At 73.4% G+C, this 22,122-nt stretch carries 25 protein-coding genes; 16 read left to right on the top strand and 9 right to left on the bottom strand.

Features of this window, described 5'->3' with window-relative positions; translation table 11 throughout:
* Window positions 1–185: 185 nt before the first annotated feature.
* The 9 genes from SM793_RS22775 (at window position 186) to SM793_RS22735 (ending at window position 6,672) form a co-directional block, all read left to right on the top strand.
* The gene (locus SM793_RS22775; protein ID WP_320440112.1) at window positions 186–1,784 is read left to right on the top strand and encodes an ABC-F family ATP-binding cassette domain-containing protein; all 1,599 of its coding nucleotides are present in this window, start codon (window positions 186–188) and stop codon (window positions 1,782–1,784) included.
* 386 nt (window positions 1,785–2,170) lie between these two features.
* Window positions 2,171–2,404, top strand: coding sequence for a helix-turn-helix domain-containing protein (locus SM793_RS22770; RefSeq protein WP_320440137.1), 234 nt, complete (start codon window positions 2,171–2,173; stop codon window positions 2,402–2,404).
* Window positions 2,405–2,635: 231 nt separating this feature from the next.
* Window positions 2,636–3,442 carry an enoyl-CoA hydratase/isomerase family protein gene (locus SM793_RS22765; RefSeq protein ID WP_320440111.1) on the top strand — a complete coding sequence of 269 codons (807 nt, stop codon included), beginning with the start codon at window positions 2,636–2,638 and terminating at the stop codon, window positions 3,440–3,442.
* 516 nt (window positions 3,443–3,958) lie between these two features.
* The gene (locus tag SM793_RS22760) at window positions 3,959–4,465 is read left to right on the top strand and encodes an Asp23/Gls24 family envelope stress response protein (RefSeq protein ID WP_320440110.1); all 507 of its coding nucleotides are present in this window, start codon (window positions 3,959–3,961) and stop codon (window positions 4,463–4,465) included.
* A 27-nt stretch (window positions 4,466–4,492) separates the two neighbouring features.
* Window positions 4,493–4,684: a hypothetical protein gene (locus SM793_RS22755; protein ID WP_030398276.1), complete on the top strand. Its 192-nt coding sequence runs from the start codon at window positions 4,493–4,495 to the stop codon at window positions 4,682–4,684.
* Window positions 4,684–5,043, top strand: a complete 360-nt coding sequence (locus SM793_RS22750) for a hypothetical protein (protein ID WP_320440109.1) — start codon at window positions 4,684–4,686, stop codon at window positions 5,041–5,043. Before SM793_RS22755 ends, SM793_RS22750 begins: the two co-directional genes overlap by 1 nt.
* Window positions 5,040–5,258, top strand: coding sequence for a hypothetical protein (locus SM793_RS22745; RefSeq protein WP_320440108.1), 219 nt, complete (start codon window positions 5,040–5,042; stop codon window positions 5,256–5,258). Before SM793_RS22750 ends, SM793_RS22745 begins: the two co-directional genes overlap by 4 nt.
* A complete protein-coding gene (locus tag SM793_RS22740; RefSeq protein ID WP_320440107.1) occupies window positions 5,255–6,034 on the top strand; it encodes a DUF6286 domain-containing protein in 780 nt (259 codons plus the stop codon). Before SM793_RS22745 ends, SM793_RS22740 begins: the two co-directional genes overlap by 4 nt.
* On the top strand, window positions 6,031–6,672 hold the full coding sequence (locus SM793_RS22735) for an alkaline shock response membrane anchor protein AmaP (RefSeq protein WP_320440106.1): 642 nt from the start codon (window positions 6,031–6,033) through the stop codon (window positions 6,670–6,672). The genes SM793_RS22740 and SM793_RS22735 overlap by 4 nt, the downstream gene beginning before the upstream one ends.
* Before the next feature lie 60 nt (window positions 6,673–6,732).
* Here the strand turns inward: SM793_RS22735 and SM793_RS22730 are convergent, their stop codons facing one another.
* Complete coding sequence (locus SM793_RS22730; protein ID WP_320440105.1) at window positions 6,733–7,506, bottom strand: SDR family oxidoreductase; 774 nt, start codon at window positions 7,504–7,506, stop codon at window positions 6,733–6,735.
* Window positions 7,507–7,670: 164 nt separating this feature from the next.
* Here SM793_RS22730 and SM793_RS22725 point away from each other — a divergent pair, with 164 nt between their 5' ends.
* Entirely contained in the window at window positions 7,671–8,114 is a 444-nt protein-coding gene (locus SM793_RS22725; RefSeq protein WP_320440104.1) for a MerR family transcriptional regulator, read from the top strand.
* Between the two features lie 3 nt (window positions 8,115–8,117).
* Complete coding sequence (trxA, locus tag SM793_RS22720; RefSeq protein WP_320440103.1) at window positions 8,118–8,450, top strand: thioredoxin; 333 nt, start codon at window positions 8,118–8,120, stop codon at window positions 8,448–8,450.
* A gap of 72 nt (window positions 8,451–8,522) precedes the next feature.
* Here the strand turns inward: trxA and SM793_RS22715 are convergent, their stop codons facing one another.
* Both SM793_RS22715 and SM793_RS22710 read right to left on the bottom strand, forming a co-directional pair.
* The gene (locus SM793_RS22715; protein ID WP_320440102.1) at window positions 8,523–9,320 is read right to left on the bottom strand and encodes an SURF1 family protein; all 798 of its coding nucleotides are present in this window, start codon (window positions 9,318–9,320) and stop codon (window positions 8,523–8,525) included.
* Window positions 9,321–9,351: 31 nt separating this feature from the next.
* On the bottom strand, window positions 9,352–10,350 hold the full coding sequence (locus SM793_RS22710; protein WP_320440101.1) for a DEDDh family exonuclease: 999 nt from the start codon (window positions 10,348–10,350) through the stop codon (window positions 9,352–9,354).
* A gap of 214 nt (window positions 10,351–10,564) precedes the next feature.
* Here SM793_RS22710 and SM793_RS22705 point away from each other — a divergent pair, with 214 nt between their 5' ends.
* The 4 genes from SM793_RS22705 to moaA all read left to right on the top strand — a co-directional run bounded on the left by SM793_RS22705 (window position 10,565) and on the right by moaA (window position 14,933).
* Window positions 10,565–11,608 (top strand): zinc-dependent alcohol dehydrogenase family protein, encoded by a 1,044-nt coding sequence (locus SM793_RS22705; protein WP_320440100.1) that lies wholly within the window; start codon window positions 10,565–10,567, stop codon window positions 11,606–11,608.
* Between the two features lie 277 nt (window positions 11,609–11,885).
* Complete coding sequence (locus tag SM793_RS22700) at window positions 11,886–12,242, top strand: DUF485 domain-containing protein (protein WP_320440099.1); 357 nt, start codon at window positions 11,886–11,888, stop codon at window positions 12,240–12,242.
* The gene (locus SM793_RS22695) at window positions 12,239–13,849 is read left to right on the top strand and encodes a cation acetate symporter (RefSeq protein WP_320440098.1); all 1,611 of its coding nucleotides are present in this window, start codon (window positions 12,239–12,241) and stop codon (window positions 13,847–13,849) included. Before SM793_RS22700 ends, SM793_RS22695 begins: the two co-directional genes overlap by 4 nt.
* Before the next feature lie 94 nt (window positions 13,850–13,943).
* Window positions 13,944–14,933 (top strand): GTP 3',8-cyclase MoaA, encoded by a 990-nt coding sequence (gene moaA, locus SM793_RS22690; RefSeq protein WP_320440097.1) that lies wholly within the window; start codon window positions 13,944–13,946, stop codon window positions 14,931–14,933.
* A 35-nt stretch (window positions 14,934–14,968) separates the two neighbouring features.
* Here the strand turns inward: moaA and SM793_RS22685 are convergent, their stop codons facing one another.
* The 6 genes from SM793_RS22685 to SM793_RS22660 form a co-directional block, all read right to left on the bottom strand.
* Entirely contained in the window at window positions 14,969–15,202 is a 234-nt protein-coding gene (locus SM793_RS22685; RefSeq protein ID WP_320440096.1) for a hypothetical protein, read from the bottom strand.
* Window positions 15,203–15,555: 353 nt separating this feature from the next.
* Window positions 15,556–15,945, bottom strand: coding sequence for a DUF3099 domain-containing protein (locus SM793_RS22680; RefSeq protein WP_320440095.1), 390 nt, complete (start codon window positions 15,943–15,945; stop codon window positions 15,556–15,558).
* A gap of 102 nt (window positions 15,946–16,047) precedes the next feature.
* On the bottom strand, window positions 16,048–16,629 hold the full coding sequence (locus tag SM793_RS22675; protein WP_320440094.1) for an RNA 2'-phosphotransferase: 582 nt from the start codon (window positions 16,627–16,629) through the stop codon (window positions 16,048–16,050).
* 38 nt (window positions 16,630–16,667) lie between these two features.
* Entirely contained in the window at window positions 16,668–18,071 is a 1,404-nt protein-coding gene (locus SM793_RS22670; RefSeq protein WP_320440093.1) for a metallopeptidase TldD-related protein, read from the bottom strand.
* The gene (locus SM793_RS22665; protein WP_413816018.1) at window positions 18,071–19,681 is read right to left on the bottom strand and encodes a TldD/PmbA family protein; all 1,611 of its coding nucleotides are present in this window, start codon (window positions 19,679–19,681) and stop codon (window positions 18,071–18,073) included. Before SM793_RS22665 ends, SM793_RS22670 begins: the two co-directional genes overlap by 1 nt.
* A 198-nt stretch (window positions 19,682–19,879) precedes the next feature.
* The gene (locus tag SM793_RS22660; RefSeq protein WP_320440092.1) at window positions 19,880–21,025 is read right to left on the bottom strand and encodes an MBL fold metallo-hydrolase; all 1,146 of its coding nucleotides are present in this window, start codon (window positions 21,023–21,025) and stop codon (window positions 19,880–19,882) included.
* 372 nt (window positions 21,026–21,397) lie between these two features.
* Between SM793_RS22660 and fabG the strand changes: the two genes are divergently transcribed.
* A complete protein-coding gene (fabG, locus tag SM793_RS22655; RefSeq protein WP_320440091.1) occupies window positions 21,398–22,120 on the top strand; it encodes a 3-oxoacyl-[acyl-carrier-protein] reductase in 723 nt (240 codons plus the stop codon).
* Window positions 22,121–22,122: the final 2 nt, after the last annotated feature.

Genomic DNA, 22,122 nt, shown 5'->3' with positions numbered 1-22,122 from the left:
TAGCTCCTCCCGGGCCGCGCGCGCGGCCCGGTAGACTTGCCGTCATGGCTGTTCTCTCCGGGCACTAGCGGGTGCGCGGTACCGCCCCGAGCGGTCCGCCGAACCCCGTCGACGACGCCCCTTCCCGCCGCCCCGGCCCGAGCCCGTCCGGTCGCCCGCCCACGTCCCAGGAGTAGTGCCCAGCCATGATTTCCGTCAACGGCCTCGAACTGCGCGCCGGCGCCCGGATCCTGATCGAGTCCGCGAACTTCAAGGTCGCCTCCGGCGACCGGATCGGCCTGGTCGGGCGCAACGGCGCCGGCAAGACCACGCTGACCAAGGTGCTGGCCGGCGAGGGCATCCCCGCCTCCGGCACGGTGACCCGCTCCGGCGAGGTCGGCTACCTGCCGCAGGACCCCCGCACCGGCGACCTCGACGTCCTGGCCAAGGACCGCATCCTCTCCGCCCGCGGCCTCGACACCGTGCTGAGGAAGATGCGCGAGAACGAGGACCGGATGGCGAACGGCAAGGGCGCCACCCAGGAGAACGCGATGAAGAAGTACGCGCGCCTGGAGACCGAGTTCCTCACCAAGGGCGGCTACGCCGCCGAGGCCGAGGCCGCGACCATCGCGGCCGCGCTGGGCCTGCCGGACCGCATCCTGAACCAGCCGCTGCACACCCTCTCCGGCGGCCAGCGCCGCCGCGTCGAGCTGGCCCGGATCCTGTTCTCCGACTCGGACGTGCTGCTCCTCGACGAGCCCACCAACCACCTCGACGCCGACTCGGTCGTCTGGCTGCGGGACTTCCTGAAGACCTACAAGGGCGGCTTCATCGTCATCTCGCACGATGTCGACCTGGTCGAGACGGTCGTCAACAAGGTCTTCTACCTGGACGCCAACCGCTCCGCGATCGACGTCTACAACATGGGCTGGAAGCAGTACCAGCAGCAGCGCGAGGACGACGAGAAGCGCCGCAAGCGCGAGCGGGCCAACGCCGAGAAGAAGGCCGCCACCCTCAACGCGCAGGCCGACAAGATGCGCGCCAAGGCCACCAAGACCGTCGCCGCGCAGAACATGGCCCGCCGCGCCGACAAGCTGCTCTCCGGCCTGGAGCAGGTCCGGATGAACGACAAGGTCGCCAAGCTGCGCTTCCCGGACCCGGCCCCGTGCGGCAAGACCCCGCTGACCGCCAGCGGGCTGTCCAAGTCCTACGGATCGCTGGAGATCTTCACCGACGTCGACCTGGCCATCGACCGGGGCTCCCGGGTCGTCGTACTGGGCTTCAACGGCGCCGGCAAGACCACCCTGCTGCGGATGCTCGCCGGAGTGGAGAAGCCGGACACCGGCGAGGTGATCCCGGGCCACGGCCTGAAGATCGGCTACTACGCCCAGGAGCACGAGACCCTGGACCCGGAGCGCACGGTCCTGGAGAACATGCGCTCCGCGGCCCCCGACACCGACCTGGTGCAGATCCGCAAGATCCTCGGCTCGTTCCTGTTCTCCGGCGACGACGTCGACAAGCCGGCCGGCGTGCTCTCCGGCGGCGAGAAGACCCGGCTCGCGCTGGCCTCGCTGGTGGTCTCCAGCGCCAACGTGCTGCTCCTCGACGAGCCGACCAACAACCTGGACCCGGCCAGCCGCGAGGAGATCCTCGGTGCGCTGCGCGAGTTCAGCGGCGCGGTCGTGCTGGTCACCCACGACGAGGGCGCGGTCGACGCGCTCCAGCCGGAGCGGATCATCCTGCTCCCCGACGGCGTCGAGGACCTCTGGAGCCCGGCCTACGCCGACCTGGTCACGCTGGCCTGATTCCGGCACGTCAGGGCCCGGTCGTCCGTACGGACGACCGGGCCTTCGTGTTCCCGCCCGGCCGGCGGTAGACGCTCCCTCCGTTCTTCGAGCCAGAAAAACTACTCCTTCCGGCGTGTCCGGGAATGAAGGGGTCGCGCATTCCGTTTGAGGAGCTTCCGTCAGCCCGCCACTCGATCGTGATCGGGCCCACGCTGCTGATCAGCCCATTCGCACCGAACGGCGGTAGACCTCCGGGGGCGTGCACTCAGCGTGAGCGCCCTTGTGCGCTCGGATCACCACCGCAGGACCGCCCATTCCAGACATGGACCTTGTCGAATGGGTGGCCAGGACGCGGTGGATGGGTGATCATGGGAATGACCGAGCAACGCTACGAGGAGGCACGGGTGGCCGAGACTCTGAAAAAGGGCAGCCGGGTAACCGGTGCCGCGCGTGAGAAGCTCGCGGCCGATCTCAAGAAGAAGTACGACTCCGGGGCCAGCATTCGTGCCCTCGCGGAGGAGACCGGTCGCTCGTACGGCTTCGTGCACCGAATGCTGAGCGAATCCGGGGTGATCCTCCGGGGCCGCGGCGGTGCCACGCGCGGCAAGAACAAAGCTCCTGTCGGGGCCGGTTCCTGACGCCCCGTCACTTCATCGGACGGATGACTCGGCGGCAGGGCGCCGACCGGGAGGGCGACCGTCGATCGCCCGCCCCCGGCCAGAGCGAACCGGTCGCCGATCGTCATGTCGCGGCCCGGCCGTGATCCGGTCGCGGACCGCCGCACGACGATCGTCGGCAGGCCCCTGCCGCTGCGCCGTCAGTTTTGTTACTCTCCGGTAGCCAGCACCCTCGCCACCGGAGGTCCCCGCATGACCGCTCCCGCCACCGATCCGCAGACCCCGAGCCGGGAGCAGGACGGCGTTCGCCTGGAGCTCGACGGCAATCTCGCCGTCGTCACCCTCTGTCAGCCCGCGCGGCGCAACGCGCAGTCCCCCGCGATGTGGCGCGCCCTCGCCGCCATCGGCCGCGAACTGCCCGGGAACGTCCGGGTGGCGCTGCTCCGCGCCGAGGGCGTCTCCTTCTCGGCCGGCCTGGACCGCGCGATGTTCAGCCCCGAGGGCATCCCCGGCGAGCCCAGTTTCCTCCAACTGGCCGCCGCCGAGGACAAGGAACTCGACGCGACCATCGCCGGGTACCAGGAGGCCTTCACCTGGTGGCGCCGCCCCGATCTGGTGACCCTGGCCGCCGTCCAGGGCCATGCCGTCGGCGCGGGCTTCCAGCTCGCCCTCGGCTGCGACCTGCGGGTGGTCGCCGAGGACGTCCAGTTCTCCATGAAGGAGACCTCGCTCGGCCTCGTCCCCGACCTCGGCGGCACCAAGCCGTTGACCGACCTGGTCGGTTACGCCCGGGCGCTGGAGATCTGCGCCACCGGCCGCTGGGTCGGCGCGGCCGAGGCCACCGCGATCGGCCTGGCGAACCTCGCCGTCCCGGCCGCCGAACTGGATGCCGCCGCCCGCGACCTCGCCGCCGCCCTGCTCGCCGCGCCGCGCAACGCGGTCATCGAGACCAAGGCCCTGCTCCAGGGCGCCGCCGGCCGCTCCTACGACGAGCAGCGCTCGGCCGAACGGGCGGCGCAGGCCCGCCGGCTGCGCGACCTGGCCGGCCTCGGCGACTGACCGCCCGGGCGGGTGACCGGATGGCCGCCCGGGTGACCGCCCGGGCGGGTGAATGCCCGGGTGGGTGGATCCGGGCGGGCGGCCGAATGCCCGCCCGCCCGAGTGCCCGGCCGCCCGAGTGCCCGGGCGGATGACCGGATGACCCGGTGACCGGATGACTTTGCAAAGTGACACTTTGCAAAGTCACCTAGGACCGGGCAGGTCTTTGCAAACAGCTACTTGAGGGGCCCGGGCCGGTGGGATCTCCCACGGGCCCGGGCCTTTTCGCGCATTCGCCCGCACGGCAGACCGACCGTGCGGGGACTTTGCAAAGTGCGACTTTGCAAAGTCGCCCCCGGAGCCGGCGGGGGCCGTCCGCTCGCCGGTCCGTTCGCCAGCCCGGCTGTCCGCCCGTCCGCCCGCCCGCCCGCGGGCCGGTCCGTCCGTCCGGCTGCTCCGGGGAGCGGGAATCGTGGCGAAATGCCAGAGTTGGAGCGGTTTGCGATATAGCTGGAGCCGCACAACGGGAGATGAGCCATGTCTGACACTCCGACGCCCGCCACCCTGCACAAGAACCCCTCGGCCGGTGCCGCCGCGTCCTCGACGAGCGCCGACGGCGCGACGGAGGTCGCCGAGCGCGGCCGCACCGCGCTGGCCGTCGGCGTGGTCGAGAAGATCGCCGGGATGGCCGCGCGCGAGGTCAGCGGCATCCACGCCCTGGGCTCCGGCCTCGCCCGCACCTTCGGGGCGATGCGGGACCGGGTCCCCGGCGGGCGCAGCAGCATCGGGCGCGGCATCAAGGCCGAGGTGGGGGAGAAGCAGACCGCCATCGACATCGCGCTGGTCGTCGAGTACGGCGTCGTCATCCCCGAACTCGCCCGCCAGGTGCGGGAGAACATCGTCGACGCGGTCGAGCGGATGACCGGTCTCGAGGTCGTCGAGGTGAACATCGCCGTCAACGACGTCCACCTGCCCGACGAGCCCGACGTGGTGGAGGAGGAAGAGGAGCCCCCCTCCTCCGGCCAGCGCCCCAAGCTGAAGTAGCACGCAGCAGAAGACGAGGTGGAACGCATGAACCTGGCCATCGTCGGCCTGGTGGTGGGAATGGCCCTGGGCTTCGCCGGATATTTCGGCGGGTTCGCGGCCTTCCTGCTGGTGGCCGCGCTGGGGGTGGTCGGATTCGTGGTCGGCCGTCTGCTGGAGGGCGACATCGAACTCGGCGAGCTCGGCGACCTGTTGCGCAGTCGCGACCGGCGCCGTTGATGGCGGCCCTCGTCCCCGCGCCCGCGCACGGGGAGCCCGGCACGCGCGGTCGGTTGCGGATCGCCGACCGGGTCTACGCCCGGATCGCCGCCAGGGCCGCCCGGGAGGCGCTCGCCGACGCCTGGCGGGGCCGGACCGCGCGCGGCGGACCGCCCACGGTCTCGGTGACCGGCCCGTCCGCGCCGAGCGCCCCGGTCACCGTGCGGGTCGCCGTCGACCTGCCCTTCCCCGCCGATCTCACCGCCCTGGCCCGCGCCGTCCGTGACCGGATCAGCGCCGACGTCCGCGCGCTGACCGCAACCCGGGTGGCCGAGGTCGTCGTGGTGGTCGAGCACCTGGTGCCGGAGGTGGCGGGATGAGCACCTGGCGGAGCGCCGGGGTGGGCCGACGGGCGGTCTGGGCCACCGGCGGTGGCCGCTGCGGCGGCACCGGACCGGGCTGGGGCCGGATCCGGCCGGGGCCGGGCGGCGGACCGGCCTGCCACGGCGGCTGCTGGATGACCGGACCCGCCGTGCGGCGGGCCGACCTCGTCGTGCGCCGGACCGGCCGTCCGGGCCCCGTGGGGCGTGCGTGAGCGGCGGGGCCGGGGCGCCGCCGCCGGTCGGGCACGCCCCGGAGGGCGAGGCCGCCGGACCGGCGCCGAAGGTGCGGCGGCTGAGGGCGCCGCGCACCACGGCAGCCGTCGTGGTGGCCACCGTGCTGCTGATCCTGGCCTTGGCGCTGCTGTACGACGTGGTGGCCGTCCGGACCGGGCAGCCGGCCCGGCAGTGGCGTACGGACCTCGCCGACGAGCTGGCCACCCGGCACCTGGACGATCTCGCGGTGCTTCTCGGCGCGGGGGCGACCACCCTGCTCGGCGGCTGGCTGCTGTGGCTCGCGCTCGCCCCCGGCCTGGGCCGCTGGCTGCCGTTGCGCCCGCACGGGGACACCGCCGCGGCCATCGACCGGTCCGGTGTGGCCGCCCTGCTGGCCGACCGGGCGGCCGGGCTGCCGGGCGTCGAGCACCTCAAGGTGCGGATCAACCGGCGTCGGGTGCGGATCGCGCTGGTCGGACCGGCCGATCCGGCCTCGGTACAGCGGCAGCTGCGCGCCGAGCTGGCGGCGGTCACCCTGGCCGGGCCGCTGCGACTGGACGTGCGGACGGCGGGCCGGCGGCGGGCCGGGGCCGGTCCGGTGCTGGAGGAGGAGCCGGTGCGGGAGGGCAGTGCGACGGAGGGAAGTGCGGTGGAGGCCGGCGCGGTGGAGAGAAGTGCGACGGAGGCCAGTGCGGCGGAGGCCGGCGCTGCGGAGGGAAGTGCGGCGGAGGGCGGCCCGCCGCAGGGTCCGGTGCGCGGCGGTGGTGGCGAGTGAGCCGGACCGTGGTCAACCGGCTGCTGTTGGGGATGGTCGGGGCGGTGCTGCTGGCGGCCGGGCTGCTGGCGCTGGTCGGCGGGCTCGACCTGTACCGGCGCCTCGGCCTGGACCCGCCGTCCCGGTGGCCGCTCGCCTCGCCCGACCGGCCGGTGTTCGGAGCCCGCGCGCGTACTCGCTGGGAGGACCGGTCCTGGTGGTGGCCGGTGGTGATCGGGGGTCTCTCGGTGGTGGTCCTGAGTACCGGCTGGTGGCTGCTGGCGCAGCTGCGCCGCAGCGGCCCGACGACCGTCCTGCTGCCGACGCCGGGCGTGTCCGGGCTGCGGCTGCGGCTGCGCACCAAGGCCCTGGAGGAGGCGGTGGAGAGCGGCGCGGTCACCCTGCCGGAGGTCGAGCGGGTGGGCGTCCGGCTGGTGCGCGGGCGTCGGCACCCCCGGCTGCGGGCGGCCGTCCGGATGACGCCGGGCGGGGATCCGGCCGCGCTCGCCGAGCACTTCGAGACCGGCCCGCGCACCGGGGCGCGGGCCAGTCTGGGGCTGCCGGAGCTGCCGGCGGAGCTGCGGATCCGGGTGGTCGCGGCCCGGCCGGAGGTCACCGGGCGCCAGCACCGGCGGCGCAAGCGGCCGCGGGTGGCCTGACCGGGGACCGTCGGCCGGGGCCCCGGTCCGTAGGCTGCCCGGCGCCCGCCCGGAGGCGGCTCAGAGGCCGCGCAGGGCGCCGCCGTCGACCGGGACCATCACACCGGTGAGGTAGGAGGCGGCGGGGGAGAGCAGGAACGCGGCGACCTTTCCGAACTCCTCCGGGGTGCCGTAGCGGCCGAGCGGGATCGCGGCGCTGTGGTGGGCGCGGGAGGCCTCCGCGTCGCCGCCGAGCGCGTCGAGCTCACGGACCCGGTCGGTGTCGATCCGGGCCGGGAGCAGGCCCACCACCCGGATGCCGCGCGGCCCGAGCTCGTCGGCCAGTGACTTGGCGGCCATCGCCAGGCCCGGGCGCAGGCCGTTGGAGATGCCGAGGCCGGGGATGGGCTGGCGGACCGATCCGGAGAGCACGAAGCCGATCACTCCGCCCTCGCCCAGGGTCGCGGCGGCGGCGCGGGCGATCCGCAGGGCGCCGAGGAAGACCGACTCGAAGGCGTCCCGCCAGGCTTCCTCGGGGGCGGTGGCGACCGGTCCGGCCTGCGGTCCGCCGACGCTGATCAGGATGCCGTCGAGGCGGCCGAAGCGTTCGACGGCCGCGGCGACCAGCCGTTCGGCGGTGCCCGGGTCGGCGTTGTCGGCCACCAGGCCGTGCACCGCGTCCGGCCCGTCGCCGAGGGCGGCCAGCTCGGCCACGGCGGTGTCGACGGCGGCGGCGGAGCGGCCGGTGACCAGTACCCGGGCGCCGTCGGCGGCGAGTTCGCGGGCGGTCGCCAGGCCCAGGCCCCGGGTCGCCCCGGTGACCACGTACACCTTGTGCTGCAGTCCAAGATCCATGGGGACATCCTGCCGGGTGGGCCGGGGCCGGAGGTAGGGGGCGCGGCGGGGCCGGCCGCCACTGGCACCGCCGCCACTGCCGCCGCTGGCGTTGACGTCGGCGTCAAGGTCTACCGTCGGTCCTGGCGGCGTTCGGACGGCTGCCGGAAGGGCAGGGTCCGGACATGCGGATCGGTGAACTGGCGAAGCGGGCGGGGACGACCACCCGGGCACTGCGGTACTACGAGCAGCTCGGGCTGCTCCCGGCCCGTCGGGCCGGCAACGGGTACCGCGCGTACGGGGAGGAGGACGTGCGGCTGCTCCGGCAGATCCGCACCCTCCAGGACTTCGGCTTCGGGCTGGAGGAGACCAGGCCGTTCGTCGAGTGCCTGCAGGCGGGGCATCCGCACGGCGACTCCTGCCCGGCCTCGCTGGAGGTCTACCGGAAGAAGCTGTCCGAGCTGGACGAGTGCATCGTCCGGCTGCAGGAGGTCCGCTCCCAGGTGTCCGAGCAGTTCGCCCGGGCGGAGCGGGAGCGCGACGCGCTGGCGGCGGGAGCCGCCGCGGAGCCGCCGCAGTGCGAGTGGGCCGCGTCCGCGGCCCCCGACGGGAACACAGGGGAGAGGTAGCGCATGATGCGGATCGCGGGAGTGGCAGCGGTGACGGACGAGACCTTCGCCGCCGAGGTGCTGGCCGCCGAGGGGCCGGTGCTGGTGGACTTCACGGCGGACTGGTGCCCGCCGTGCCGTCAGATGGCGCCCGTTCTGGCGGACATCGCCCGGGAGGAGGCGCACCGGCTGACCGTGGTGAGTCTGGACGTGGACCACAATCCGGAGACCCAGGCGGCCTACGGGGTGCTGTCGATGCCGACGCTGATGGTGTTCCGCGGCGGTGAGCCGGTGAAGGCGGTGGTGGGCGCGCGGGCCAAGGCCCGGCTGCTGCGCGACCTGGAGGACGTGCTCTGACACCGGAGGGACGTGCTCCGACGCCGGCGGAGGTGTTCCGACACCGGCGGACGTGCTCCGCCGGCCGGGGGCTCAGGCCGGGACGGCGACCGGCAGGCACTCGCGCTCGGCGGCCTCCTTGCGGCGGTCCTTGGCCTCGCGCCGGGCCATCACGACGAACCCGACCGGGATCAGCGCGGTGAACAGCCACCACTGGATCGCGTACGCCATGTGCGGCCCGATGTCGGAGTGGTTGGGCTCGGGCAGCAGCTCGGGCTGGTCGGCCGGGGCCGGCTCGGTGGCGGTGAGCTCGAGGTAGCCGCCGAGCAGGCCGGCGCCGGTGTCCCTGGCCTGCTGGGTGGAGCTGATCAGGTTGAACTGCCGGTCCGGCAGTCCGGCCCGGTCCTTGAGGCTGCCGGTGGCGGCCTCGTCGGCGCGCAGCCGGCCGGTCAGGGCGACCTGGCCGGCCGGGGCGGCGGGGACGGCTGGGTAGTCGACGGCGGAGGTGCCGGAGGCCACCCAGCCCCGGTTGACCAGGACGGTGCCCGCGCCGTCGGCGAGCACCAGCGGGGTGATCACGAAGTAGCCGATCTTGTCCCGGCTGGAGTCGGTCCGCTTGCGGACCACGAACTCGTGTGCCGGGTCGTACTGCCCGGTGGCCGTCACGGTCCGCCAGGTGAGGTCCTTGGGGACGGCGAAGCCGGGCGCCGCCGACAGGGTGTCGAACGGGACGGGCGGGTCGGTGAGGGACCGGGCGATCAGCTCGTTGCGGTCCACCCGCGCCTCGTGGCGGTGCAGCTGCCAGAACCCCAGCCGGACGGTCGTGGGGATCAGCAGCAGGGCGACCAGCAGGGTGGCCAGCCAGCGCCGGGAGAGCAGAAAACGGTACACATGGGCACGGTACGCCCTGTTCACAACCGGCTCACGCACCGGGGTGCGGGGCGACCTCACGCAGCAGTTGGAGGAAGGCGTCCTCGCCGACGACCGGGGTGCCGAGCTCGCGGGCCCGGCGGGCCTTGCCGCTCCAGCTGCTCGGTTCGTTGGTCACCAGCAGGCTGGTGAGGCGGCTCACCGAGGTGGCGATGTGCAGGCCGGCCTCGACGGCGCGGTCCTCCAGCAGTTCCCGGTCGGTGGCGGTGTCGCCGGTGAAGGCCACCCGCATGCCCTGGAGCAGCGGGCTGCCGTCCTGCCAGCGCCCCGGGTTGGGGTAGGGGCACGGCGGGCGCTTCTTGGCCTGGCGGTAGGCCGCGCCGGTCCAGGAGGCCCGGGAGGGGGAGGCGGGCGCGTCCTCGCCGAGGTCGGTGACGGCCACGCAGGACTGGAGCGGCAGCGGGACGCCGCCCGAGCGGGCCAGGTGCAGGCTGGGGCGGAAGGCTTCGGCGAGGACCCGGGCGTCGTCGAGCGCGTTGTGCGCCTGGCGCTGCTGGACGCCGAAGTACTCGGCGAGCGAGGAGAGCTTGCCGTTGGGCAGCGGCAGCCGCAGGTCGCGGGCGAGCACCATGGTGCACAGCCGCTGGTCGACCGGGGCGTGCAGACCGGCCCGGGAGAACTCGCGGGAGATCATGTTCCAGTCGAAGAGCGCGTTGTGGGCGACCAGTACCCGGCCGCGCAGTCGCTCGGCGAACTCGCCGGCGATCTCCGGGAAGGTGGGGGCGCCGGCCAGCTGGTCGCCGGTGAGGCCGTGGATCCAGATCGGGCCGGGGTCCCGCTCGGGGTTGACGAGGGTGTACCAGTGGTCGGTGACCTCGCCCTCCTCGTCCAGCTGGTAGACGCCCGCCGAGATGACGCGGTCCGTCCGACCGAGGCCGGTGGTCTCGACGTCCACCACCGCGAAGCCGGCGGCGGGCGCGGCGGACCGCTGGGCCGGGAGGGGGGCGGTCCGCGGAGCTGCGCCGGGGGTCTCGGGCTGGATCGCGTACATGGTGCAACAGAATACGGCCCGTCGGCGGTCGCGAAGGGCGGTCCGGCCAGGTCCGCCCCGGTCCGGCCGGGTCCGACCCGGTCCGCCGCTGTCCGGAATGTTGTCGGGGACCGGCCGGAATAGAGTGGGCGGTGCAGTCGTCGTACATCTGGTCGATTGTTTTCCGGTCGTCCGTGTCACCCCCTGCGGACACCTCTGCGAAGGACGAACCCTCATGCGCGCCACCGTCATCCACGGTCCCAATGACATCCGGATCGAGCAGGTGCCGGACCCGGTCGTCCAGCAGCCGACCGACGTCGTGGTGCGGGTGGTGAACGCCTGCATCTGCGGCAGTGACCTGTGGGCGTACCGCGGTGTCGCCTCGCGGGTGGCCGGGCAGCGGATCGGGCACGAGTTCCTCGGCGTGGTGGAGGAGGCCGGGGCCGAGGTCCGCGGCTTCCGCCCGGGCGACCTGGTGGTGGCGCCGTTCGTCTGGTCGGACGGTACGTGTGACTTCTGTCGCGAGGGACTGCAGACCTCCTGCCCGCACGGCGGCTTCTGGGGCGAGGTCGGTTCGGACGGCGGGCAGGGCGAGGCGGTGCGGGTCCCGTTCGCGGACGGCACCCTGGTGAAGCTGCCCAAGGAGGCGCTGGGCGACGAGAAGCTGCTGCCGGGCCTGCTGGCGCTGTCGGACGTGATGGCGACGGGTCACCACGCGGCGGTCTCGGCGCGGGTCCGGGAGGGCTCCACGGTCGCGGTGGTCGGGGACGGCGCGGTCGGCCTGTGCGGGGTGCTGGCCGCGCACCGGCTGGGCGCCGGGCGGATCATCGCGCTGGGCCGGCACACCGCCCGGACCGACCTGGCCCGCCGGTTCGGCGCGACCGACGTGGTCGCCGAGCGCGGCGAGGCGGCGATCGAGGCGGTGCGCGAGCTGACCGGCGGGCAGGGCGCGCACGCCGTGCTGGAGGCGGTCGGCACCGAGGAGTCGATGCGCACCGCCGTGTCGATCGCCCGGGACGGCGGCGCGGTCGGTTACGTGGGTGTGCCGCACGGCGGCAGCGCGGGCGTGGACATCGGTCAGATGTTCGGCCGAAACGTTTCGCTCAACGGCGGCGTCGCGCCGGCCCGCGCCTACATCCCCGAGCTGCTCCCCGACGTCCTGTCCGGTGCGATCGAGCCGGGACTGGTCTTCGACCGCACGGTCGACCTGGACGGCGTTCCGGACGGCTACCGGGCGATGGCCGACCGCTCCGCGTTGAAGGTGCGGATCGAGTTCTGATCCCGGGCCCTCCGCAGAGGGCCTGACGCGAAGAGGTCCTGACGGGTGATCGGGGCGGCGCCGAATGGCCGGTGCCGCCCCTTTCGTTTGCCCGGATAGGTGGTTTTCGGCCAATCGGTTAGTGCAGAGGGGTGAACGTCTGGCTGGTCACGGTCAAACCCTTTCGGCTTACGCGCCACCCTCCTAGCATTGCGCGGCGCGCATCCGGACTGTGACGCCGCTCACGTCCGATCGTTCCACTGGTGCGACCACTACGCCGAACGAGTGAGGAGTCAGAGTGGAATCGCCGCCGATCGACACCACCGTCACCGAAACCCAACTCATCGAGGAGAGCGCCGAGTTCCGCGGCCTCCGGTCCTCGTTCCGGAGCTTCGCGTTTCCGGTCACCATCGGTTTCGTGCTCTGGTACCTGCTCTACGTCCTGCTCTCCAGCTACGCCCCCGGCCTGATGGGCACCCGGGTCGTCGGGCACATCAACGTCGCCCTCGTCCTCGGACTGCTCCAGTTCGCCACCACCTTCACCATCGCGGCCTGGTACGCGCGCTACGCCGCCCGGAGGCTGGATCCGCCCGCGGCCGCCATCCGCGAGTCGCGCGGCGCCGTCGTCCACGCCCCCCGGGAGGCCGCCGAATGAACCTGCTCGCCACATCCGCCACCGACCACCGCGGCCTCACGATGACCCTGTTCGGGATCTTCGTGCTCGCCACCCTCGGCATCACCGTCTGGGCCGGCCGCCAGACCAAGGACGCCGCCGACTTCTACGCCGGCGGCCGGGGCTTCTCCGGCTTCCAGAACGGCCTCGCCATCTCCGGCGACTACATGTCCGCGGCCTCGTTCCTCGGCATCGCCGGCGCCATCGCCCTGTTCGGCTACGACGGCTTCCTGTACTCGATCGGCTTCCTGGTCGCCTGGCTGGTCGCCCTGCTGCTGGTCGCCGAGCCGCTGCGCAACTCCGGCCGCTACACCATGGCCGACGTGCTGGCCTTCCGGATGCGCCAGCGCCCGGTGCGCACCGCCGCCGGCATCTCCACCATCGTGGTGTCGATCTTCTACCTGCTCGCCCAGATGGTCGGCGCCGGCAGCCTGGTCGCCCTGCTCCTCGGGGTCAGCGGTGACGGCGCCAAGCGCTGGACCATCGTCGCGGTGGGCGCGCTGATGGTCCTCTACGTCGCCATAGGGGGCATGAAGGGCACCACCTGGGTGCAGATCGTCAAGGCCGTGCTGCTGATCGCCGGCACCGCGCTGATGACGTTCCTGGTGCTGGCCAAGTACCACTTCAACATCTCCAGCCTGCTCGGCGCTGCCGCCGACGCCAGTGGCAAGGCCAACGCCTTCCTGGAACCGGGACTGAAGTACGGGGCCACCGGCACCAGCAAGCTCGACTTCCTCAGCCTCGGCCTCGCCCTGGTGCTGGGCACCGCCGGCCTGCCGCACATCCTGGTCCGCTTCTACACCGTGCCCACCGCCAAGGCCGCCCGGAAGTCCGTGCTCTGGGCGATCGGGATCATCGGCGGCTTCTACCTGATGACCCTCGCGCTCGGCTTCGGCGCCGCCGCGCTGGTCGGCCCGAAGACCATCAAGGCCTCCAACGCGGCCGGCAACACCGCCGCCCCGCTGCTCGCCGAGCACCTGGGCGGCGGCGCGGGCACCACCGGCGGCGCCGTGCTGCTCGCGGTGATCTCCGCGGTCGCCTTCGCCACCATCCTCGCCGTGGTCGCCGGGCTCACCCTCGCCTCCTCGGCCTCCTTCGCCCACGACCTCTATGCCAACGTGATCCGGCGCGGCAAGGTCTCCGAGCGCCAGGAGGTGTACGTGGCCAAGTGGGCCGCCGCCGGGATCGGCGCGGTGGCGATCGCGCTCAGCCTGTTCGCCGACAAGCTCAACACCGCCGCCCTGGTCGCCCTGGCCTTCGCGGTCGCCGCCTCGGCGAACCTGCCCACCCTGCTGTTCTCGCTCTTCTGGAAACGGTTCAACACGGTCGGCGCGGTCAGCTCCGTCTACGCCGGACTGGTCAGCTCGGTGGTCCTGGTGCTCTTCTCACCGGTGGTCTCGGGCGGCAAGAACTCGCTCTTCCCGCACTCCGACTTCCACTGGTTCCCGCTGGAGAACCCCGGCCTGGTCTCGATCCCGGTCGGCTTCCTCGCGGGCTGGCTCGGCACCGTGCTCTCCCGCGAACAGGCCGACCCGGCGAAGTACGCTGAACTGGAGGTCCGCTCACTGACCGGGCTGGGCGCCCACTGACGAACGGCTGATGACTAAGCTGGCCCGGCCCCCGCCGTGACGGTGGCCGGGCCGGCCGCTCACCAGGCGGCACCTCACTCGGGAAGGGACCGCCGTGCTGCTCGACACTTTCGGCCGCCGCGCCGTCGACCTTCGGGTCTCCCTCACCGACAGGTGCAACCTGCGCTGCACCTACTGCATGCCGGAGCAGGGCCTCCAATGGCTGCCCAAACCCGAACTGCTCACCGACGAGGAGATCGTCCGGCTGGTGACGATCGCGGTGCGCGACCTCGGCGTCCAGGAGGTCCGCTTCACCGGCGGCGAGCCGCTGCTGCGCCCCGGACTGGTCGGCATCGTCCAGGCCTGCGCCGCCCTCGACCCGCGCCCCGAGCTCTCCCTCACCACCAACGGCATCGGCCTCGCCCGGACCGCGACGGCGCTGCGCGCGGCCGGTCTGGACCGCGTCAACGTCTCGCTCGACACCCTCGACCCGGAGACCTTCCACACCCTCACCCGGCGCAACCGCCACCAGGACGTCCTGGACGGCCTGGCCGCCGCCGAGGCCGCCGGGCTCGCCCCGGTCAAGCTCAACGCGGTGCTGATGCGCGGGGTCAACGAGGACGAGGCGCCCGCGCTGCTCGCCTGGTGCCTGGAGCGCGGCTACGAGCTGCGCTTCATCGAGCAGATGCCGCTGGACGCCCAGCACGGCTGGGACCGCTCCTCGATGATCACCGCCGAGGAGATCCTGGAGCGGCTGTCCGCCCGCTTCGACCTCACCCCCGAGCCCTCCACGACCCGGGGCGCGGCCCCCGCCGAACGCTGGCTGGTGGACGGCGGACCGGGCCGGGTCGGGGTGATCGCCTCGGTGACCCGCCCGTTCTGCCGCGCCTGCGACCGCACCCGGCTCACCGCCGACGGCCAGATCCGCGACTGCCTCTTCGCCACCGGCGAGACCGATCTGCGCACCGCCCTGCGCTCCGGCGCCGACGACGCGGAAGTGGCCGCCCGCTGGCGTGCGGCGATGTGGGGCAAGAAGGCCGGCGCCGGGATCGACAGCCCGGAGTTCCACCAGCCGGACCGCCCGATGTCGGCGATCGGCGGCTAGGAAGGGTCTCGGCCAGAAAGGGTCTCTCGGGCGGCTCAGCCCGTCTCGGGGGTCCACCCGGCGAAGGGGAGGACCTCCTTGAGGAAGCCGCGGACACCCAGGAACTGGGAGAGGTGCTCGCGGTGCTCGTCGCAGGCGAGCCAGGTCTTGCGGCGGTCCGGGGTGTGCAGCTTGGGGTTGTTCCAGACCAGGACCCAGACGGCGTCCGCGCGGCAGCCCTTGGCGGAGCAGATCGGGGTCTGCGGCTGAGGGGCGTCGGGGAGCAGCATCGGAGTCGTCCTCGGATGGTCGGCGGCGGATCGGGGTGATCGGGGGTGATCGGCGGCGGATCGGGGTGATCGGCGGGTGATCGTCACCGCCAGTCTGTCACGCTCCGGAGCCCTGCTCCCGGGAGGAGTGCTCGGAGGAGCGCCGGGGCCGGATCCGGAGAACGCATGGGCGACGCCGGGCAGCCACGGGGGGAGCCGCCCGGCGTCGGTCCGTCGCTCCGACGGGGGATGCGGAGCGCGTACGCAGTATGTCACGGTAGGGGAGGGGTATGGGGAGGTCTTGCATGATTAATCTGAGCTTCTTTTGAGCTTTCCGCTCAGGCAAGGGTGGGAAAGCCGGGCAAAACGGGCGCTCAGTTCTGACTCTGTGAAGGATCGGTGGGCACACGGCCCGCCCCATCGGCACCGTGAGTCACATTCGCCCCTCGGCCACCGGTGCCCCCGGGGCCCAGCATCAGCGGCGTCTCCGGCGGTACGTCGAAGGTGGACGGCAGCCCCGGCGCGCGCTCCCGGCCCGCGTTGGCGACCAGCACCGCGAAGTACGGCAGCAGCACCCCGCCCGCCAGCGCCGCGAGCGCCAGCCACCGCTGCACGTCCCACAGCACCACCGCGAGCAGGACGCAGACCGTCCGCAGCAGCATCGACACCACATAGCGGCGCTGGCGGCCCCGGACGTCCTCGGTGAGGCTGCTGCGGGCCCCCGTGATCCGGTGGACCTGTCCTGCCCCGGTGCTCTTGCCCATGTCCCTACCGCCCTCGTCCACGCACCCGCGCGCCTCGCCGCACGACCACCTCACGGTACGCCCGGAGAGGTCCGGCGACGAGGCCGGGGCGCCGGACACGCCTCAAAGACGCCGGGAGAGGTACTCCGGCGGCACCGCGTCCGTCAGCCAGACCCCGTTGGCGCTCACCCGGAACTCGTGGCCCGCGGCGGCCATCGCGGCCGCGTCCACCAGCAGTACCACCGGGCGGCCGTGCCGGGAGCCCACCCGGGTCGCGGTGTCGGAGTCCGCGGACAGGTGGACGTCCTGCCGGGCCATCGGGCGCAGCCCCTCCCGGAGGATCGCCTCCAGGCTCCGGGTCGCCGTGCCGTGGAACAGCACCGGCGGGGGCTCGGTGGCGGCCAGACCGAGGTCGACCGCCACCGTGTGCCCCTGGCTGGCCCGGATCGAGAGGCCGTCCGGCGAGTAGGCGAAGCGGCGCTTGGATGGGCCCCTCCTGCCCGATGGCGGGCAAGGAGGGATCGTCGCCACCACATGGTCCAGCTCCGCCCTGGTCAGCCGGGTGCCCCGGGCCGCCAGCGCGCCGAGCAGGACGTCCACCCGCACCCAGCCGGCCGGGTCCAGGGCGATCCCGACCCGCTCCGGCTCGTGCCGCAGGATCCGCGACAGCATCCTGCTCGTCCTGACCGTGCGCTTCTCGTCCATCTCCCGCCGTCCCCCTCGGTCCCCTCGCGACCGCCCGGCTACGAGGCCTGGCTGACCGAACTCATGTTGAATCCCGCGACCCGGACCGGCGGCATCGCCGTCCGGGTGAACCAGTCGCTCCACTCGCGCGGCAGGCAGCGCTCGGTCCGGCCCACCTCGGTGATCCGGCCGAGCAGGTCCACCGGCGACTCGTTGAAGCGGAAGTTGTTGACCGCCCCGACCACCTCGCCGTTCTCCACCAGGTAGACGCCGTCCCTGGTCAGGCCGGTCAGCAGCAGCGTCGCCGGATCCACCTCGCGGATGTACCAGAGGCAGGTGAGCAGCAGCCCGCGCTCGGTGCCGGCGATCATCTCCTCCAGGGTCGGCGCGGACTCCTGGCCGGCCGCCTCCAGCACGAGGTTGTCGACCGCGGGGCGCACCGGCAGGCCGCCCAGCGCGGCCGAGTGGCGGCTGGTGACCAGCGAGGCCAGTTCGCCGTCCCGGATCCAGTCGGTGGCGGTCAGCGGCAGGCCGTTGTCGAACACCGAGGACTCGTCCTCGCCGGCGTGCGCCAGCACGAACGGCGCGCACTCCAGGCCCGGTTCGGCCGGGTCGGAGCGCAGGGTCAGCGGCAGTGGGGCCAGCTTGTCGCCGATCCGGGTGCCGCCGCCCGGCCGGGAGAACACCGTCCGGCCCTCGACGGCGTCCCGGCCGCCGGACGACCAGTTCAGGTGGACCATGAGGTCGGCGACGGCCGACGGGGGCAGCAGCGTCTCGTACCGGCCGGCCGGCAGGTCGATCCGCCGGGCGCCCCAGCCGAGCCGCCGGGTCGCCTCGGCGTGCAGCGCCGTGACGTCCACGTCGGCGAAGTCCCGGGTGGCGGCGCCGACCCAGGCCGAGTCGGACAGGTCGGCGGTCTTGGCGTTCAGCTCGACCATGCCGGTCGGCTGGTCGTGCCGCAGCCGCAGACCGGTGGAGGTGCCCAGGTAGCTGCTGACCACCTCGTGCCGGGCGAAGCCGTACAGCAGCTCGCCCCGCCCGGCGGCGTCGGCGAAGGCCCGGCCGAGGGCGGGCGCGAACCGCGCGAACACCTCGATCGAGGTCTCCGCCGGCGGCGTGGTGAAGTCCGGCGAGGCAGTCTGCTCGGCGGTGGTGACCAGCGGCCGGGCGTCCTCGGCCGGCCCGGCCGCACGGGCGGCCTCCTCGGCGGCCAGGACCAGCGCGGCCACCTCGTCCGGGCCGACGGCCTCACGGGAGACCGCGCCGGAGGCGGTGCCCTCGGCGCCGTCCACCGTGGCGATCACGGTGAGCCGCCGGCCCCGGGTGACGCCGTTGGTGGTGAGGGCGTTGCCGGCCCAGCGCAGGTTGGCGGTCGACTCCTCGTCGGCGATCACCACGCAGCCGTCGGCGCGGGAGAGGCCGAGCGCCAGCTCGACGAGTTCGTGGGGCTGCGTCGCGGCCATCAGTGACCCGCCTCCTGCTGGGTGTTGAGCACGTTGACGTTCCGGAACAGCGCGGAGGGGCAGCCGTGGCTGACCGCGGCGACCTGGCCGGGCTGTGCCTTGCCGCAGTTGAAGGCGCCGCCCAGTACGTAGGTCTGCGGACCGCCGACGGCCGTCATCGAGCCCCAGAAGTCGGTGGTCGTCGCCTGGTAGGCGAAGTCCTTGACCTGGCCCGCGAGTTCGCCGTTGCGGATCGCGTACGCGCGCTGCCCGGTGAACTGGAAGTTGTACCGCTGCATGTCGATCGACCAGGAACGGTCGCCGACGATGTACAGGCCGTTCTCGACGCCCGCGAACAGGCCCTCGGTGGACGGGCCGTCGGCGGCGGGCCGCAGCGAGACATTGGCCATCCGCTGTACCGGGACGTGCGCGGGGGAGTCGGCGAAGGCGCAGCCGTTGGACCGTCCGAGGCCCTTGAGCCCGGCCATCGCCCGATCCAGCTGGTAGCCGACCAGCACCCCGTCCTTGACCAGGTCCCAGGACTGCGCGGCCACCCCCTCGTCGTCGTAGCCGATGGTGGACAGGCCGTGCTCGGCCGTGCGGTCGCCGGTGACGTTCATCAGCTCGGAGCCGTACTTCAGCGAGCCGAGCTTGTCGTAGGTGGCGAAGGAGGTGCCGGCGTAGGCGGCCTCGTAGCCGAGCGCGCGGTCCAGTTCGGTGGCGTGGCCGATCGACTCGTGGATGGTCAGCCACAGGTTGGACGGGTCGATCACCAGGTCGTAGCGGCCCGGCTCGACGCTCGGTGCCCGCATCTTCTCGGCCAGCAGGACGGGCAGCTCGGCGAGTTCGGCGTCCCAGTCCCAGCCGGGGCCGGCCAGGCCCTGCCCGTCGGGGGACGGCCCCCGTACTCCCGCCAGGTACTCCCAGCCCCGCCCCACCGGCGGGGCGAGGGTGCGCATCGACTCGAAGGCGCCGGTGCGCCCGTCCACCGAGGTGGCCTCCAGCACCGGGTGCAGCCGGATCCGCTGCTGGGTGGTGACGGTGCCGGCGGTGTCCGCGTAGAACTTGTTCTCCTGCACGGTCAGCAGGGTCGCCTGGACGTGCGAGACGCCCTCGGCGGCCAGCAGCCGGGAGCTCCACCCGGCGAGCAGCGCCGTCTTCTCGGCGTCCGGCACCTCGAAGGGGTTCACGTCGTACGCGGACACCCAGGTGACGTCCGGGTGCACCGGCTCCGCGGCCAGTTCCACCCGTTCCTTCGACCCCGCCGCGCGGCTGATCCCGCCGGACAGCCGGGCCACCGCGACGGCCTGCTCGGCCACTCGCGCCGCCGCGTCCGGGGTGAGGTCCACCCCGGCGGCGAAGCCCCAGGCGCCGTCCAGCAGCACCCGGACGGCGAAGCCGAGCTGGACGCTGTCGGAGGTGCCGGCCGGCCGGGCGTCGCGCAGCCGCCAGGAGGCGCTGCGCACCCGCTCCAGGCGGAAGTCGGCGTGGTCGGCGCCGAATTCACGGGCCCGGGTGAGGGCGGCGTCGGCCAGGGCGCGCAGTGGCAGGCCGAGGAAGAGCGGGTCGACGGTGCGCGGGGCGGCGCCGCCGGGGGCCGGGGGAGTGCTGGTCGGGGGCAGCGGAGGCAATCGGGCTCCCTGGTCGGGGGGACGGTGGTGCAGGACCCCCGGGTGAACGGGGGTGCCCGCACGGCATCATGGCCCGTCACCGGGGTTTCGGCCAGCGCATTCCTTCCGGCGTGGCCCCGTCGGCCCGGCCCGGCCCGGGCAGGCCGGTGCCGTGCCGTGCTGTGCCGTGCCGTGCTGTGTCGTGCTGTGCCGTCAGGCTCAGGCGACGCCCTCCCACCAGCTGTCCAGCTCCGGCGGGTTGTCGACGTCGACCCGCTCGCCCGGGCGGGGCACCGCTATCGGCACGCCCTGCTCCTTGGCCGCCACCAGCAGCCGCTCGATCGGCTCGGCCCACGGGTGCAGGCCCAGGTTGAAGGTGCACCAGTGCACCGGGACCAGCAGCCCGGCGTCCAGCTCCCGGTGGGCGAGGACGGCGTCCTCCGGCGTCATGTGGATGTCGGCCCACGCCGGGTCGTACGCGCCGACCTGCACCAGCGCGGCGTCGAACGGGCCGTGCTGGGCGCCGATCCGCGCGTATCCCTCGAAGTAGCCGGAGTCGCCGGTGTAGAAGACCCGGCGGTTCGGACCGGCGATCACCCAGGAGCCCCACAGCGTGGTGTTGCGGGTCAGGCCCCGGCCGGAGAAGTGGTGGGCCGCGGTCAGGGTGACGGTGAGCTCGCCCAGCGTGCAGGTCTCGTTCCAGTCCAGTTCGATGATGCGGTGCTCGGGCACGCCCCAGCGGCGCAGGTGGGCGCCGATGCCGAGCGGCACCGCGAACGGCGCGGACTGGCTGCGCACCAGCCGCCGGACGGTCGCCATGTCGAGGTGGTCGTAGTGGTCGTGCGAGATCAGCACCGCGTCCACCTGCGGCAGCTCCTCCAGGTCCACCGGCACCGGGTGCAGCCGGCGCGGGCCGACCTGCGCGGCGGGCGAGCACCGCTCGCTCCAGATCGGGTCGAGCAGCACCCGCGCGCCCTCGACCTCGACCAGCGCCGAGGCGTGCCCGTACCAGGTGACCGCCACGCCCTCGGCGGCCGGCCCGGCGCCCTCGGCCGGGCGGACGGTGGGCACCGGGTGGCTCGGGATGCGGCCGTCGCGCTGGAACAGCGCCCGGCGCACCGTCTCCACGTCGATGCCCGCCTGGGCGGTCGGCCGGGCCAGCTCGGAGGGCGCGTTGTGGAAGACACCGTCGCGGTACTGCGGGGAGTTCCGCAGCCGCTCCTCCCGCTCGCCGTCCGGCCGCCGGCCGAACGCCGCCGGCAGGTCGCGCAGCGCCCAGGCGACCGCTCCCGCGCCGGCCGCCAGTGCGACCAGGGCCGCCAGTCGTCCGCGCCGGTGGGTCGTCCCGGCCTGTGCCTCGCTCATTCCGCGCTCCGCATCGTCGTCGCCGGGGCCCCGTGTCCGGCCGTGGGGCCCGGGTCGGCCCCGGTGCGGCGGCCCCGGCTCGTGCCGCACCAGGGGGCACAACGGGCGTGCCCCGCTGCCGGGTTCCCGGACGTGCGACTCAGTGGACACGACAATACGGCCCCGCCACTTGGGGGAACGGCGGGAAATCCGCCCCGGACCGGATTGTCGGATACCGACAGTTCCACCGGTGCTGCGCTGTGGGAGCCCGATTCGTCGCCGCGCCGGGCCGACCGATAGCGTCGCACCGCGTACATCGTTTCGACGTGCGCGGACATCACGGAGTGGTACGCGGACACACGGCGTGCGCACACAACGGAGAGAGGTGGATCGTTGAGCCGCTCGGTTCTCGTCACCGGAGGCAACCGGGGCATCGGCCTCGCGATCGCGCTGGCCTTCGCCGAGGCGGGCGACAAGGTCGCCATCACCAGCCGTTCGGGTGAGGTCCCCGAGGCGCTGGCCAAGTACGACGTGCTCGCGGTGCGCTGCGACATCACCGACAGTGCCCAGGTGGACGCCGCGCTGACCGAGATCGAGGCCGCGCACGGCGGCGCGATCGAGGTGCTGGTCGCCAACGCCGGCATCACCAGCGACACCCTGCTGCTGCGGATGTCCGAGGAGGCCTTCACCTCCGTCCTGGACACCAACCTCACCGGCACCTTCCGCGTGGTGAAGCGCGCGTCCAAGCTGATGATGCGCGCCCGCAAGGGCCGGATCGTGCTGATCTCCTCGGTCGTCGGCCTCTCCGGCTCGCCGGGCCAGGCCAACTACGCCGCGTCCAAGGCCGGCCTGGTCGGCTTCGCCCGTTCGCTGGCGCGCGAGCTGGGCCCGCGCAACATCACCGTCAACGTGGTCGCCCCCGGCTTCGTGGACACCGACATGACCGCGGTGCTCACCGACGAGCGCCGCGCGGAGATCGTCGCCGGCGTGCCGCTCGGCCGTTACGCGGCGCCCGCCGAGGTCGCTTCCACCGTGCGGTTCCTCGGTTCGGACGAGGCCGCGTACATCACCGGAGCCGTCATTCCCGTGGACGGCGGATTGGGCATGGGTCACTGAGT

Origin of the sequence: Kitasatospora purpeofusca (assembly GCF_034043715.1) — a bacterium.
Classification (GTDB): domain Bacteria; phylum Actinomycetota; class Actinomycetes; order Streptomycetales; family Streptomycetaceae; genus Kitasatospora; species Kitasatospora purpeofusca_A.
The sequence above is the reverse complement of the archived record's forward strand: the minus strand, read 5'-3'. Positions and strand labels throughout refer to the sequence as shown.